This window comes from Plantactinospora siamensis, from assembly GCF_042434095.1.
In the GTDB taxonomy this organism is placed as follows: Bacteria; Actinomycetota; Actinomycetes; order Mycobacteriales; family Micromonosporaceae; genus KBS50.
This window is the reverse complement of record NZ_JBHLUE010000019.1, coordinates 209,489-223,557: the sequence shown is the minus strand read 5'-3', so window position 1 is coordinate 223,557 and position 14,069 is coordinate 209,489. Positions and strand designations below refer to the sequence as shown.

Here is a 14,069-nt window from a genome sequence, read left to right as displayed (position 1 = left end):
ACCGGGGTACCCCGTTGGGCAGGCACCGAAAATCAATCGCCGGGAGGCTTTGTGAACGAGACCTGGGCGCCGGCTCCGACGCCGGCGCGCCGGCGCCGTCCCTGGCTGCGCATGTTCCTCACCGGCCTGGCGCTGTGGATCGCCACCGTGGTGGTGATCTTCCTGACCGGCAGCCCCACGCTGCTGCCCACCCTGGTCCTGCTGGGCAGCTTCCTGGTGCCGGTGACCTTCGTGGTCTGGGCGGCCGGCCACCGGGACACCGACGAGGTCACCACCGAGCTGCTGATGACCACCTTCCTGGCCGGCGGCGTGCTGGGGGTGCTGGCCGCCTCGGTGCTGGAGTCGTACCTGCTGCGCCCGTCGGCCTGGCTGTTCTTCGGCGTGGGCCTGATCGAGGAGGCGGCCAAGCTCGCGGCGCTGGCCTTCCTCACCCGGCACCTGGCCCGCAAGACGGTTCGGGACGGCATGGTCCTGGGCGCGGCCGTCGGCTTCGGCTTCTCGGCCCTGGAGTCCGCCGGGTACGCGTTCGTGGCGCTCTTCACCAGCCAGGGCCTGTCGGTGGTCGAGGTGGTGCAGACCGAGATCCTGCGCGGGCTGCTCGCGCCGGTCGGGCACGGCCTGTGGACCGCCATCCTCGGCGGGGTGCTCTTCTCGGCCAGCACCCGGGAGCACTTCCGGATCGGCCTGCGGTTGGTGCTGGCGTACCTCGGGGTGGCCGTGCTGCACGCGCTGTGGGACTCGATGCACTCGATCGCGCTGCTGCTCACCCTGGTGCTCACCGGCGGCGGCACCGGGCAGCTGAGCGCCAACGGCGGGCTGGTGCAGCCCACCGCCCAGCAGGCGGCGCTGGAACCGGTGCTGGAGTGGGGCGGGCTGGCCGTGATCTCGGCGATCGGGCTCGGCTGGCTGGTGGGCCTGTGGCGGTCCGCCCAGCGCCGGCCGGCGCCCACGGCCGGGTGGCGGGTGCCGATCCGCCCGCCGGCCGGCTACCCGTCGTACCGGGGGTGAGTGGCCGACCCGTCCGGGGCCGCTGACGCGGCCGGCCCGGCGGGCGTGGCGGGCGTGGCGGGTGTGGCGGGCGCTGCCGGCGTGGCCGGCCCTGCGGGCGCGGCCGGCGTGGCCGGCCCTGCGGCCGGACCCGGCGGGGCCGGGTCCGGCCAGTTCCGCAGCAGGGCGTCGATCGCGTCGATGATGCGGATCCAGGTGGCCTCGGTGTCCGGGGCGCTGTGGCTGAAACCGCCGCCCAGCTCGAGGCTGCTGTAGCCGTGCACCAGGCTGCCCAGCAGCCGGACCGCGTGCGTGCGGTCCGGCTCGGCCAGGCCGTAGCCGCGGAGCACGGCGCGGGCCAGTTCGGCGTGCTTGGGTGCGGCGCTGGTGGCCGCGGTCGCCGGGTCGAGCCGGAGCTGGGCGGCCGCGTACCGCCCGGGATGCTCGTGGGCGTAGTCGCGGTAGGCGCTGGCGAAGGCGGCCAGGGCGTCCCGACCGGCCCGCCCGGCCAGGGCGGCGCCGACCCGATCGGCGAGCTCGGCCAGGGCGAACAGGGCGATCCTGGTCCGCAGGTCTTGGGCGCCGGCCAGGTGCGAATAGAGGCTGGCCACCTTGACGTCGAACCGCCGGGCCAGCGCCGAGACGGTCACCTGGTCGAAGCCGACCTCGTCGGCCAACTCGGCGGCGGCCCTGGTGAGCCGCTCGGTGGTCAGTCCCGCGCGCGTCATGTCCCTCCCGTCGCCGGCATCACAGATTATGCGCTTGCCTAAAGACTTTAGGCAAATTACGGTCGAGTTATGGAACCCCTGACCGAGCAGCAGATCCGGGCCGCCTTCGTGAACTGCAGCAAGGGCGAGGCGCAGCGCCTGTCCGTGCCCCGTGACCTGGCCGAGCGTCCCTGGGCGGAGCTGGACTACCTGGGCTGGCGCGATCCCCGGGCCCCGGAGCGGGCGTACCTGGTGATCGAGCTGGACGGCCGGGTGCGGGCCCTCGCCCTGCGCTGCCCGACGGCCGCCACCCGGCAGGCCCGGCCGACCATGTGCGCCATGTGCCTGACCACCCCCGCGGCCGGCGTCTCGCTGATGGTGGCGGCCCGGGCCGGCAAGGCCGGCAAGCAGGGCAACTCGGTGGGCACCTACCTGTGCAGCGACCTGTCCTGCTCGCTGTACCTGCGCGGCCGGAAGGACCCGGGCCCCGGCGCCCGGCTGCCGGAGACCATCCCGCTGGCGGAGCAGATCCAGCGCACCGTCACGAACCTCGCCGGGTTCATCGGCCGGGTGACCGCGTAGCGCCGGCGGGCCGTGCCCGTTAAGAAGGGGCCCTTCCTATACCGGAAGCGATAAGAAGGGGCCCTTCCTTCGCCGGCTCAGCGGGTGAGGGTGCAGGCGGCCACCACGGCCAGCAGCGTGGTGCCGAGGGTGGCCTGCAGCAGCAGCGCCGGGCCGAGGTGCGACCACAGGGTGGGGGTACGCGGCGTGAGCAGCTGGCCGGTGGTGAGGTTGACGATCCGCTCCACCCGGGGAGCGAGTTCCGGGTCCCGCTGCCGCCGCACCGTCACCTGCACGTGATCGGCCGGCTCCAGGGCGCTCTGCGGCAGGTGGCCGTGGATTTCCAGTTCGCGGATCCGGCCCTCGGCCGTGCGCACCCGCAGCGGGGTGACGAGGAATTCGGGCCCCTTCCGCAGGTCCTTGAGCCGACGCCGGCCGCCGCCGGCGCCGGTGCCAACGCTCAGCAGGCCGGTGAGCAGGCGGCCGAGCAGCCGGGCCACCGCCGCGGTCGACAGCACCGCGAGCAGCAGGGGCTGCCGCACCCGGATCTCCCGCGGATAGCCCTCCAGCAACCGCACCACATGTCCGGTGACGGGCGGTAGGGCGCGGCTCGCGGCGGCCGGCCGCGGCTGGTCGGTCCTGGTCATGATCACCACCGAGCGTCCGGATACCTGCACGGATTGTATCTATCGACCGCCGTGAGCGGCGTGAATGACCGGTGTCATCCCGGTCCGCGGTCGCGAGGTGACATCGCTCCGGGGCCGGGTATGCGGCTGGCCGAGTGGGAGGGGGTCCATCCATGGAGCTGTCCTTTCTGCGTCCGCTCTACGCCCGGCCCGGGCCGTGGGCGTCGGTCTACCTGGACGCGTCGCGGGACACCGAGGACGCCGCGCCCGCCCTCGACCTCCGCTGGCGCGGGCTGCGTGAGGAACTCGAGCACCAGGAGGCCGACGCGGCCACGCTCACGGCCCTGGACGCGCTGGTCCGCGAGCACGAGCCGCGGACCGGCGACTACGGCCTCGCCGCCTTCGCGGCCGGCGGCAAGGTGGTGCTCACCGAGTACCTGGCGGCGCCGCCGCGCCGGGATCTGGCCGCGCACGGCCCGCTCCCGCACACGATGCCGCTGGTGGCCCAGCGTGGCGAGCAGGTGCCGTGGGTCCGGGTGGTGGCCAACCGGACGGGCGCCGACGTGGACGGCATCACCGCGGGCGAGGCGCCGCGCCGGGCCCAGGTGCGCGGCGGCAACCGCTACCCGATCCGGCGGGCCCAACCGGGCGGCTGGTCCCAGTCCCGCTACCAACGCGAGGCCATGATGTCCTGGAAGCGGAACGCCGGCGACAGCGCGGCGGCCACGGCGGATCTGGCCGAGCGGGTCGGCGCCGAGGTCGTGGTGGTGGCCGGCGATCCGCAGGCGCGCACGATGCTGGCGGCCCAGTTGCCGGCCAAGTGGCAGGACCGGGTGGTCCAGGTGGACGCGCCGGCGGCCCTGGCGGGCGCGCGGACCGAGAAGCTGGAGGACCTCACCGTGCAGGCCATCGCGGAGGCCGCCACCGACCACGCGGACACCGCGAAGGACCGGTTCGGCGTCCAGGAGCACGTCGGCGAAGGGTTGGCCGCCGTGGTCGCGGCGCTGCGCCGCAATCAGGTGGACACCATGCTGATCGTCGACGATCCCTCCTCGACCGCCCGGCTCTGGGTCGGCCCGGAGCCGACGGACATCGCCTGCGACCCGGCGGACCTGGTCACCACCGACCCGGTCCGGGTACGCGCCGACGCGGCCCTCATCCGCGCATTGGTGGGCACCAACGCCCAGGTCACGGTGCTGATCGGCGACGAGGCGCCCGAGCTGACCGACGGGGTGGGCGCCGTGCTCCGGTACGTCGACCCCGCGACTCCGGGCCGGACCGATGGCTGAGCCGGCGCGGGCGGTCGCGGACCTGATCGTCGACCGGTTGCGTGCCTGGCGGGTGCCGCGGGTCTTCGGCTATCCCGGGGAGGCGGTGGCCGCCATCGTCACGGCCATCGAACGCGCCGGCGGCGACCCCGGCTTCGTCCGGGTCCGGCACGAGGAGACCGCCGGCTTCATGGCCACCGGGCACGCCAAGTTCACCGGCGGGGTGGGGGTGTGCCTGGCCAACCACGGTCCGGGCGCGGTCCGGCTGCTTCCCGGCCTGTACGACGCCAAGCTGGACGGCCAGCCCGTGGTGGCCATCGTGGGCGAGCAGGCCCGCTCCCCGCTGGGCGGCGCCTACCAGCAGGGCATCGAGCCGACCCGGCTGTTCGCCGACGCCTGCGGCCAGTTCCTCCGGGTGGCCCGCACCGCCGAGCAGGTGCCGATCCTCATCGACCGGGCGATCCGGGTGGCCTCGGCCACCCGCAGCCCCACCTGCGTCGTGGTGCCGGACATCCTGCAACTGGCCGCCGTGCCCGACCCGTTCCCCGCCCAGGGCGGATCGTCCGCGATGGCCCCCGGCCTCCCGCCGGCCCGGGTGGTGCCGCACGGCAGCGACCTGAACGCCGCCGCGCACGTCATCGGCGCGGGCCAGCGGGTGGCGATCCTGGTCGGCCAGGGCGCCGCCGGGGCGGCGTCGGAGATCCTCGAACTCGCCGACCGGGTGGACGCCGGGGTGGCGGCCTCGCTGCTCGGCAAGCCGGTGCTGGACGAGCGGCTGCCATTCCACACGGGCGTGCTCGGGCACGCCGGTGGCGCGGCAAGCGCGCAGCTGATGGCCGGCTGCGACACGCTCGTGCTGATCGGCACCAACAACCCGTGGACGGACTTCTACCCGCTCCCGGGCGAGGCCAACGCCGTGCAGATCGACATCGACGGGCGCAAGCTCGCCACCCGGTACCCGGTGTCCGTTCCGCTGGTGGGCGACGCGGCCGAGACGCTGCGGGCGCTGCTTCCGCTGGTGCCGAACCGGCAGAACCGGCAGTGGCGGGACCTGGTCGAGGGCACGGTCGACCGGGCGCGGGAGGAGGCCATCGCCCGCACCGACGAACCGGGGGAGCCGGTGAACCCGCGGCGGGTGCTGTACGAGCTGTCCGCCCGGATGCCGGCCGACGGCTCGGTGACGGTGGACGTGGGCTCGGTGACCTACTGGTACGCCCGGCACCTGCAGTTGCCGGTCGGCGCCCGGGCCCAGGTCTGCGGCACCCTCGCGGCCGTGGGCACGGCGCTGCCGTACGCGGTGGCCGCCAAGCTCGCCGCGCCGGACCGGCCGGTGATCGCGCTGACCGGGGACGGCGCCATGCAGGTGGACGGCCTCGCCGAGCTGGTAACGATCGCCGACCGGTGGCACCAGTGGCCGGATCCCCGGCTCGTGGTGCTGGTGCTCAACAACCGGGACCGCGCCGGCCGGGAGGGCCCCGGCTGGGGTGCGGGGGACGGCCGGCGCGGGTCCGCGACGGGCGCCCTGCCGCTGCCGGACGTCCCGTACGCCGGCTGGGCCCGGCTGCTGGGCCTGCACGGGGTCCGGGTCGACCGGCCGGAGCTGGTCGGGGCGGCCTGGGACGAGGCGCTGGCGGCCGACCGGCCCACGGTGCTGGAGGCGGTGGTCGACCCGGCGGTGCGGCTGGACCCGCCGGAGCTGCCGTTCGCGCACCTGCGCGGGGCACCGGCCGGCGGAGCGGGGCCGGGCGACCGGCGCTGGCGCGACCAGCGGCTGCGGGAGCACGCCATCGAGGAGCTGAGCTGACCGGAACGCCCGTTTGAACCCGATCCGTACGGGAAGGCGCGCCGCGACGGTTCACCGGCCAGGTGACCGGTCACCGGTCAACCGGTGGAAACCGGCGCGTCGAACGAGGAGTGGGACCCGTGCGGGAGATGCAGGAGCACCGCGCCGGACCCGGATCCGGGGATCCGGCCCCGAACCGGATCGTCGCGGCCGACAGCACCGCCCGTACCCTGCTCGCGGCCTGCGCCCGGGCGCTGCGCGGCGAGGACTGCGCCGACCTCGGCCAGCATTCGGTGCTGGCCCGGTTCCGCGGCGCGCCCGAGTCCGTCCGGCGGGCCGCCATCGCCCGGGCCGGCACCCGCGCCGCCGTCCCGGCCGAGCGGGTCGGCCAGCTCGACGCCGAGGCGGTGGCCCGGTGGATGACCGACCACTACCGGCCGGGCAGCTTCCCCGGCGCCGTGCTCGGCTCGCCGCACGGCGCCGCCGCCCACCTCGCGGTCGCGCTCGGCGTGCCGTGGCTGCCGGCCGGGTTCGAGATGGCGGTGGCCTGGCCCGACGGCGCGGCCGACGACCCCGGGGCGGCGCTGCGGTACGCCCGCCCGCTGGCCACCCGGCTGCTGGCGGCCAACCCCGGAACGGCGGTACGCCAGGTGCACGACCCGGTGGGTCGGGGCGTGCTGGCCGGCGCCGCCGTCACCATGGTGGTGCGCTGGCGGCGTCTGCCGCGCGCGTACCGGCGATTTCTGACCGAGCGGCTCGCGCCCGGCGCCCCGGTGCTCACCCTGCGGGACGCCCGCACCTGGCCGGTGCTGCCCGCCGGCCCCGGGTACGGCTTCCAGGTGGGCAGCCCCGGCGGCGGGCTGGACGCGGCGGACTTCGCCCCCGACAGCGCCGCGCTCACCGAGGTGCTGCGCTGCGTGGGCGGTGACCGACGGCGCTGGGACCCGCCGCAGCCCGACGGCCCGCCGGACCAGGCCGAGCACGGCGTGGAACCGGGGCTCGAGGCGGACCTGCGGGCCTGGGCGCACGCCGCTGGCCGCCCGCTGCACCGGGTGTTGTTCCCGCGCCCGGAGGCGCTCAGCGCCGCCGTGGCCGACGTCTACCGGGCGTGGCTGCGCTCGGCCGGCAAGACCGGTGACCGGTGCGTGGTCGAGTGCGGCCGGTTGGTCGACCCGTGGCAGGTCGTCCGGTCCGGCCTGGTTCCCTACTGGTGCGAGGGGGCGACCCAGCGCTCGGTGGCCGGCGCCGAATGGTGGCTGGCCGGCAGCGAGCCGTTCAGCTCGGTGGACGTCCTGCCCGAGCCGCCCGGCCTGCATTCGCCGGCCCTGGCCGGTCTGCCCCAGTGGCTCGCGGTCGCGTCGTTCGGGCGGCGGCGGTCCGCGGTCGACCGGATCGCCGCGCGCGGGTACCCCGTCACCTCCGTGCCGACCCGGCACGCGACCGAGGTGCTGCGCGGTCAGCCGTACGACCTGCCCATTCCGCCCCCGCTGCGCATGCCGGACCTGGTGGCCGGTTTGCGGACCGGCGGCGCGGCGCACGGACTGCTCGTCGGCTGAGCGAAGCGGTGGATCGGCCGGGCGCAGCCGGCGAAACGAGCCCGAGAAAACCTCGTCTCGTGATTGAGTACCTACGAAGCGGGAACAGCACTGACCGCGACGAGCCAAGGACGCTCTGTGATTGCGTGCCGACTCCAGGCCGTCGACTTCCAGTGGAACTTTCGCTTCCGGCCCGGTCTGTGGGCGTAGTACGCCACGACCGGTTCCGCAGCCTGGGCGGGGGCCCTTCGGCGAGGGAGGCGCGGATGTTCGGACAGACCACCACACCGGCACCGACGGAACGCGGGCTGGAGGATCTCGACGCGGCGGCGCTCGCGTACGCGGCCCGGATCCAGGGCCTGCCAGCGGCGCGCCGGCAGGAGGCGCGGGACGACCTCGTCCGGTTCGCGCTGCCGTTCGCGGGCCGACTGGCCCGGCGGTACCGGGGCCGCGGGGAACCGCTCGAGGATCTCGAGCAGGTCGCGCGGCTGGGGCTGGTCAACGCCGTCGACCGGTACGACCCCGAGCGGGGGTCGTTCACCGCGTACGCGGCCATCACGATCGTCGGCGAGATCAAGCGGCACTTCCGGGACCGGACCTGGGGGGTGCACGTGCCCCGCCGGTTGCGGGACCTGATCCTCGAGGTTGGTCAGGCCACGGCCACGCTCACCAGCGAGCTGAGCCGCGCTCCCACGGTGGCCGAGCTGTCCGAGCGGCTGGAGACGCCGCAGGAGGAGATCCTCGCGGCCCTCGAGTCGGCCGCCGGCTACAGCCCGGCATCGCTCAACGCCCCGGTCGGCGGGGAGAGCTCGGCCGAATTCGGCGACCTGGTCGGCGAGTCGGACAGCGTGCTCGAATCGGTGGACGACCGGGTGACCGTGAGCGGCCTGCTCGGTCGGCTGCCCTGGCGGGAGCGCCGCATCCTGGCCATGCGCTTCTATGGCAACCAGACGCAGGCCGAGATCGCGGCCCGGTTCGGCATCTCGCAGATGCACGTGTCCCGGCTGCTGTCCCGGGCGCTCACCTGGCTGCGCCAGTCGATGCTGAACGACGCGCCGGCTCCGTGGCAGAGCGGCACCGCCGAGCCGGAACCGCCGCGACCCCGGATGGTCGTCCGCCGCGCGGGCGACCGGGTGCTGGTGGAGGTGGCCGGCGACCTGGCCACGGAGGCGGCCGAACGGCTCCGGCGGGTGCTCGGCGAGGCGATCGGCACCGGGCACCCGGCCGAGGTGGTGGTGGACCTGGCGGGCGTCACCGCCCTGCACCCGGGCGCGGCCGCCGCGCTGGTCTCGTCGCGGGACGCGGCGCTGCGGGCCGGCATCCCGGTCCGGCTCGCCCGGGCCACGCCCGCGGTCCGCGGCGTGCTGGCGACCGCCGGCCTGGCCGCCGTGGCCGGCTGACGGCGGTTAAGGAAGGGCCCCCTGTTATCGCATTTTGTATAGGAAGGGCCCCTTCCTAACAGGCTTCCCGCCGAACAGGACGCCGCCGACTCACGGCACATCGTCGGCCTCCGGGTGGTCGTCGCGTCGCGATTCGCGCTGGCTGTCCAGCGGGTCCTCGACGGGTTCCTCCGCCGCCTCGGCGAAGGCGGGTCGGCGCAGCTGCTCCGGATCGGGAACCTGCACCGGCCGGGCGCCGGACTGCGGGCGCGGGTGGTGACCGCTGGCCACGCCCGCGCCGTACGCGCCCTCGGCGCTCGGCGCCTCCGGTGGCCGGTGCTCGGCCCGCAGCTCCTCGCGCAGGTGCTGCGGGGGGCGGGTGGTCCGCATCGGCACGTCGCGGAGCAGGTCGGCCACCAGCGGGCCGTACTTGGCGTCGAAGGCGGGGCGTTCGGACCGGATCCGGGGCAGCCGGTCGAAGTTGCGCAGCGGCGGGGGACAGGTGGTGGCCCACTCGAGGCTGTTGCCGTACCCCCACGGGTCGTCCACGGTGACCTTCTGGCCGAACCGCCAGGACTTCCAGAGGTTGTAGATGAAGAACAGCGTGGAGGCGCCCAGCACGAACGAGCTGATCGTCGAGATCGTGTTGAGCGTGGTGAACTCGTCCTGCGGCTGGTAGTCGGCGTACCGGCGGGGCATGCCCCTGGCACCGAGCCAGTGCTGGACCAGGAAGGTGCCGTGGAAGCCGAGGAACATCGTCCAGAAGTGCAGCTTGCCGAGCCGGTCGTCGAGCAGTCGGCCGGTCATCTTGGGAAACCAGAAGTAGATGCCGCCGAAGGCGGCGAAGACGATGGTGCCGAACAGCACGTAGTGGAAGTGGGCCACCACGAAGTAGGTGTCGTGGACGTGGAAGTCGACCGGTGGGCTGGCCAGCAGCACGCCGGTCAGGCCGCCGAGCAGGAAGGTGGCCAGGAAGCCGATGGCGAACAGCATGGGGCTCTCGAAGGTGAGTTGGCCCTTCCACATGGTGCCGATCCAGTTGAAGAACTTCACTCCGGTGGGTACGGCGATGAGGTAGCTGAGGAAGCTGAAGAACGGCAGCAGCACCTGGCCGGTGGCGAACATGTGGTGTGCCCACACGGTCATGGACAGCACCGTGATCGCGATGGTGGCGGCGACCAGGCCCTTGTAGCCGAAGATGGGCTTGCGGGAGAATACAGGGATGATCTCGGTGATGATCCCGAAGAAGGGCAGGGCCACGATGTAGACCTCGGGGTGGCCGAAGAACCAGAACAGGTGTTGCCACAGCATCGGGCCGCCGTGGGCCGGGTCGTAGACGTGCGCGTGCAGCAGCCGGTCGGCGGCCAGGGCCAGCAGGGCGGCCGCGAGCAGCGGGAACGCGAGGATCACCAGGACCGAGGTGAGCAGGATGTTCCAGGTGAAGATCGGCATCCGGAACATGGTCATGCCGGGGGCGCGCAGGGTGAGGATCGTGGTGATGATGTTGACCGCGCCGAGGATGGTGCCCAGGCCGCTGAGCACCAGGCCGACGACCCACATGTTCGCGCCGGGCCCGGGGGTGTGGGTGACGTCGCTGAGCGGGGTGTAGGCGGTCCAGCCGAAGTCCGCCCAGCCGCCGGGGGTGAGGATGCCGCCCAGCACCAGCGAGCCGCCCAGCAGGTAGAGCCAGTAGGCGAAGGCGTTGAGCCGCGGAAAGGCCACGTCGGGAGCGCCGATCTGCAGCGGCACGATGTAGTTGGCGAAGCCGAACACCATCGGGGTGGCGAACAGCAGCAGCATGATCGTGCCGTGCATGGTGAACAGCTGGTTGTACTGCTCCGTGGAGAGGAACTGCAGCCCCGGCCGGGCCAGCTCGGCGCGCATGAGCATGGCCATGAAGCCGCCCACCACGAAAAAGGCGAACGAGGTGGCGAGATACATCAGGCCGATCAGCTTGGCGTCCGTGGTCCGCAGCAGCCGCCACAGGCTGTTGCCGCGGATGATCGGTCGGATCGGCCCGGGGTAGCCGCCGAACTGGGCCGGCGCCAGCAGCACCGGGCCCCGGTCTCGCTGCGGCTCGGTGGTCACCCGTTTCGCCATCTTCTTCACCCCGTGATCCCCGCACAACGGACGCGCCCGGCTACCCGGTGTCGAGATGCCGAAACCCGGCAGTTCGGGGTTTTCCGGTCAGCGTGGCGGCGGGGGCGGGCTGGTCGGGCGGGAGCGGGTGGTGAGGGCGCCGAGGGCGAGCATGCCGCCGCCGACCAGGGCGTGCAGCCAGTCGTCGCCGCCGTTCAGCGGCACGATGTTGGCCGGGGTGTCGGCGCCCACGGCCACGCCGAACAGCCACAGCCCGAGGTAGCAGGCGCCGCCGCCGAGCAGGAACAGCCGGCTGCCCGCCGCGGTCCGCGCCAGCACCAGCCCGAGCGCGCCGAACCCGATGTGCAGGACGTTCAGCAGCACGGAAACCTGGAAGGCGCCGAGCAGCAGCGCGCCGGACCCGTGGCCGGCCAGGCCCAGCTCGCCGAAGTCGGAGGTCACCCCGGGCAGGAAGCCGAGCGCGCCGAACGCGACGAACAGCCCGCCGATGCCGCTGGTCAACCGGCTCGGCGTGCCCCGGCGGGTCGCCGGATGTGGTCGGGCCCGCGCCCGGGACTGCGCCCTCCCGGTCACCACCCGCGCCACCTCCCCCCGTCGGCGGACGGCCAGAGCCGGATGGGGGCGCGGCGAACAGCGGCCCCGCGGCTCGGCGGATCCGGCGATGACTTCCCCGGGTGGTTGCCGGAAAACGCTCAGTTACCTCCTGGCGCCGATCACCCTCGCCAGGACGTATGCCTCACAGTTAGGTCGACGGGGTGGGACCAGCGGGGGTGAGGGCGGACTGGCGGACCCGGTCGTACAGCTCGACGTAGCCCTGTGCCATCACGGCCGGGGTGAACCGCCGGGCGGCCTCGCGCCGGCACTCCGCCTCGTCCAGCAGGTCGGCCGCGAGGACCAGATCGGCCAGGTCGTCCTCGGTTCCGGTCAGCAGGCCGGTGCGGCCGTGTTCGATCAGCTCGGGCAGGCAGCCGCGAGTGGTGGCCACCACCGGCGTACCGAGGGCGAGGGACTCGACCACGGCCGTGCCGCCGGGCTCCTCCCAGCGCAACGGGAACAGCGTGGCCCGGGCCGTGGCCACCAGGTCGTCCCGCTCCCGGCCGGCCACCGTGCCGATCCACCGGACCAGCTCGCCGTCCACGTGCGGCGCCACCTCGTCGTACCAGAACCGCACGTCCGGGTTCTGCAGGGCCTCGTTGCCGGCCGCGGCCAGGTCGGCCGGCCGATGGTACGGCCCGACCGGGCCGGCCAGGATCAGCGGGAAGCCGGCCCGCTGGGCCAGCCGGGCGCCCACGTCCTGACCCTTGCCCGGGGTGACCCGGCCCAGGATGACGCTGTGGTCGCCCTTGCGCACCGGGGCCCGCCGGTCCGCGCCGGTGGCCAGCGGGGTGGCCAGGTGGACATGGCCCACCGAATGCTCCCGCAGCCGGCGCGGCGCCCGGGCCAGCTGGCTCGCCGAGACGCCGTTGACCCGCACCCGGTCGCCGCCGTCGATGGTGCCGTACAGCTCCGGATGCTTCGCCAGATCCCAGTGCAGCGTGTGCAGCACGGGCGGCGCGTCCGGTCCCATGGCGGCGAGGGTGGCCAGCCCGACCGCCTCCAGGTGGTCGTGCACCAGGTCGATGTCGTCACGCTCGCGCAGCCGCCGCACGACGCCGTGCTGGTGCGCCTGGGCGATCCCGCTGACCTGGTTGTACGGCCGCTGCAGGTGCGCGAACTGGCCGTCGGGGAAGATCGAAACCAGCTCGTCGACGGCCAGCGCGCTGCTGTGCACGGAGGCGAGCACCACCCGTACGCCGAGCCGGCGCAGCTCGGGCACGAGGGTGGCCACCACGTTCTCGATCCCGCCGTAGCCCGGCGGCGGGACGGCGAGCCACGGCCCGGAGTTCATCAGCACGGTCAGACCCATGGTTCACCTCGGTAGAAATGCGGTTGGGACGGATGGTTCGGCCGGATCAGGTCGCGAATTCCCGCTGCCGGGCCCGCATCAGATCGCTGAGCTCGATCAGCGGCGGCCGTTCCTGCACGGACACGTCGGTCACCACCACCTCTCGGCTCAAATAGGGCCGGTCCGAGCCGGCGGCGCCGCGGCGGAACTGGGTGAGCAGGCCGGTGGGCGGCAGCGGGTCGACCACCCGGCCCTGCCGGTGCAGCCGCGACCAGGCGGTGTAGAGGATCTGCGCGGACATCCGGCCGAGCGCCTCGGTGTCCTGGTGCCGGTGCAGCCGCTCGCCCAGGTCCACCTGCGCCAGCGCGTCCAGCCCGACCAGGTCCAGCAGGTCGATCAGCATCGCCGTCTCCACGCCGTACCCGGAGACGAACGGCACCCGCTCGAGCACGGCCCGTCGGCCGGCGTACTCGCCGGCAAGCGGCTGGATGAAGCCGGCGAGCTCCGGCCAGAACAGGTTGAACAGCGGCCGGGCCATCAGCTCGGTGACCCGCCCGCCGCCGTCCTGCTCGACGCCGGTCGCGCCCACCAGCGGACGGTGGTAGAAGCCCTTGACGAAGGCCACCGACGGGTCGGTGAGCAGCGGCCCGAGCAGGCCGGTGACGAAGTGCGCGCTGAACTCCCGCAGGTCGGCGTCCACGAACGCCACCACGTCGCCGGTCGCGGCGGCCAGGCCGCTCCACAGCGCGTCTCCCTTGCCGCTGAGCCGGGGAAAGTCGCGCGTCATCCGGTCCTGGCTCACCACCCGCGCCCCGGCGGCGGTCGCGATGGCCGCAGTCTCGTCCCGGGACCGGGAGTCGACCACGATGAGCTCGTCGACCAGCGGAACCTCGTCCACCAGGCACCGGTGGATCGTGCCGACGATCTCGCCGACGGTCGCGGCCTCATCCCGGGCCGGGATGACCACGCTCACCGTGGTGTCACCTTTGGCGCGCAGGAGGCTGCGCGCCGTCCACCGCCCGGCCATGTGGGTCCGGTAACTGGACCAGGCCTCGACGGTGGGCGGGACGGTCGGTAACGGCTGCCCCACGGGCCACCCCCATGAATTGATGATTCCGAATATCTTGCCGAACCGGTATGGAATTTCCCAGCCGTCCCACCTGCTAACCGTGATCCTGACCGACGGCGACGCATGGACTGTTAACGCGAAGGGAAATGTGCGCACCTGGCACGATGCC

At 73.9% G+C, this 14,069-nt stretch carries 12 protein-coding genes; 6 read left to right on the top strand and 6 right to left on the bottom strand.

The window, feature by feature from the left end; all coding sequences use genetic code 11:
* The first annotated feature begins 51 nt into the window (after positions 1-51).
* Positions 52-1,008, top strand: a complete 957-nt coding sequence (locus ACFFHU_RS23445) for a PrsW family intramembrane metalloprotease (protein WP_377342282.1) — start codon at positions 52-54, stop codon at positions 1,006-1,008.
* Here ACFFHU_RS23445 and ACFFHU_RS23440 read toward each other — a convergent pair.
* On the bottom strand, positions 987-1,715 hold the full coding sequence (locus tag ACFFHU_RS23440; protein ID WP_377342279.1) for a TetR/AcrR family transcriptional regulator: 729 nt from the start codon (positions 1,713-1,715) through the stop codon (positions 987-989). The genes ACFFHU_RS23445 and ACFFHU_RS23440 overlap by 22 nt on opposite strands.
* Before the next feature lie 69 nt (positions 1,716-1,784).
* On the opposite strand from ACFFHU_RS23440, the gene ACFFHU_RS23435 reads away from it, so the two are divergent.
* Complete coding sequence (locus ACFFHU_RS23435) at positions 1,785-2,276, top strand: FBP domain-containing protein (RefSeq protein WP_377342277.1); 492 nt, start codon at positions 1,785-1,787, stop codon at positions 2,274-2,276.
* 77 nt (positions 2,277-2,353) lie between these two features.
* On the opposite strand, the gene ACFFHU_RS23430 is transcribed toward ACFFHU_RS23435, so the two are convergent.
* On the bottom strand, positions 2,354-2,908 hold the full coding sequence (locus ACFFHU_RS23430; protein ID WP_377342528.1) for a hypothetical protein: 555 nt from the start codon (positions 2,906-2,908) through the stop codon (positions 2,354-2,356).
* 146 nt (positions 2,909-3,054) lie between these two features.
* On the opposite strand from ACFFHU_RS23430, the gene ACFFHU_RS23425 reads away from it, so the two are divergent.
* The 4 genes from ACFFHU_RS23425 (at position 3,055) to ACFFHU_RS23410 (ending at position 8,867) form a co-directional block, all read left to right on the top strand.
* Positions 3,055-4,170: a baeRF2 domain-containing protein gene (locus tag ACFFHU_RS23425; protein WP_377342276.1), complete on the top strand. Its 1,116-nt coding sequence runs from the start codon at positions 3,055-3,057 to the stop codon at positions 4,168-4,170.
* Positions 4,163-5,953, top strand: coding sequence for a thiamine pyrophosphate-binding protein (locus ACFFHU_RS23420; protein WP_377342274.1), 1,791 nt, complete (start codon positions 4,163-4,165; stop codon positions 5,951-5,953). The genes ACFFHU_RS23425 and ACFFHU_RS23420 overlap by 8 nt, the downstream gene beginning before the upstream one ends.
* A gap of 128 nt (positions 5,954-6,081) precedes the next feature.
* Positions 6,082-7,488, top strand: a complete 1,407-nt coding sequence (locus tag ACFFHU_RS23415; RefSeq protein WP_377342527.1) for a hypothetical protein — start codon at positions 6,082-6,084, stop codon at positions 7,486-7,488.
* Positions 7,489-7,733: 245 nt separating this feature from the next.
* Positions 7,734-8,867 (top strand): SigB/SigF/SigG family RNA polymerase sigma factor, encoded by a 1,134-nt coding sequence (locus tag ACFFHU_RS23410; RefSeq protein ID WP_377342272.1) that lies wholly within the window; start codon positions 7,734-7,736, stop codon positions 8,865-8,867.
* Positions 8,868-8,957: 90 nt separating this feature from the next.
* On the opposite strand, the gene ctaD is transcribed toward ACFFHU_RS23410, so the two are convergent.
* From ctaD to ACFFHU_RS23390, 4 genes are all read right to left on the bottom strand, one after another.
* Positions 8,958-10,946 carry an aa3-type cytochrome oxidase subunit I gene (gene ctaD / locus ACFFHU_RS23405; RefSeq protein WP_377342270.1) on the bottom strand — a complete coding sequence of 663 codons (1,989 nt, stop codon included), beginning with the start codon at positions 10,944-10,946 and terminating at the stop codon, positions 8,958-8,960.
* A gap of 87 nt (positions 10,947-11,033) precedes the next feature.
* Positions 11,034-11,522: a DUF4383 domain-containing protein gene (locus ACFFHU_RS23400; protein WP_377342268.1), complete on the bottom strand. Its 489-nt coding sequence runs from the start codon at positions 11,520-11,522 to the stop codon at positions 11,034-11,036.
* 166 nt (positions 11,523-11,688) lie between these two features.
* Positions 11,689-12,852 (bottom strand): glycosyltransferase, encoded by a 1,164-nt coding sequence (locus tag ACFFHU_RS23395; RefSeq protein WP_377342266.1) that lies wholly within the window; start codon positions 12,850-12,852, stop codon positions 11,689-11,691.
* A gap of 46 nt (positions 12,853-12,898) precedes the next feature.
* Positions 12,899-13,921: a glucosyl-3-phosphoglycerate synthase gene (locus tag ACFFHU_RS23390; RefSeq protein WP_377342265.1), complete on the bottom strand. Its 1,023-nt coding sequence runs from the start codon at positions 13,919-13,921 to the stop codon at positions 12,899-12,901.
* Positions 13,922-14,069 lie beyond the last annotated feature (148 nt).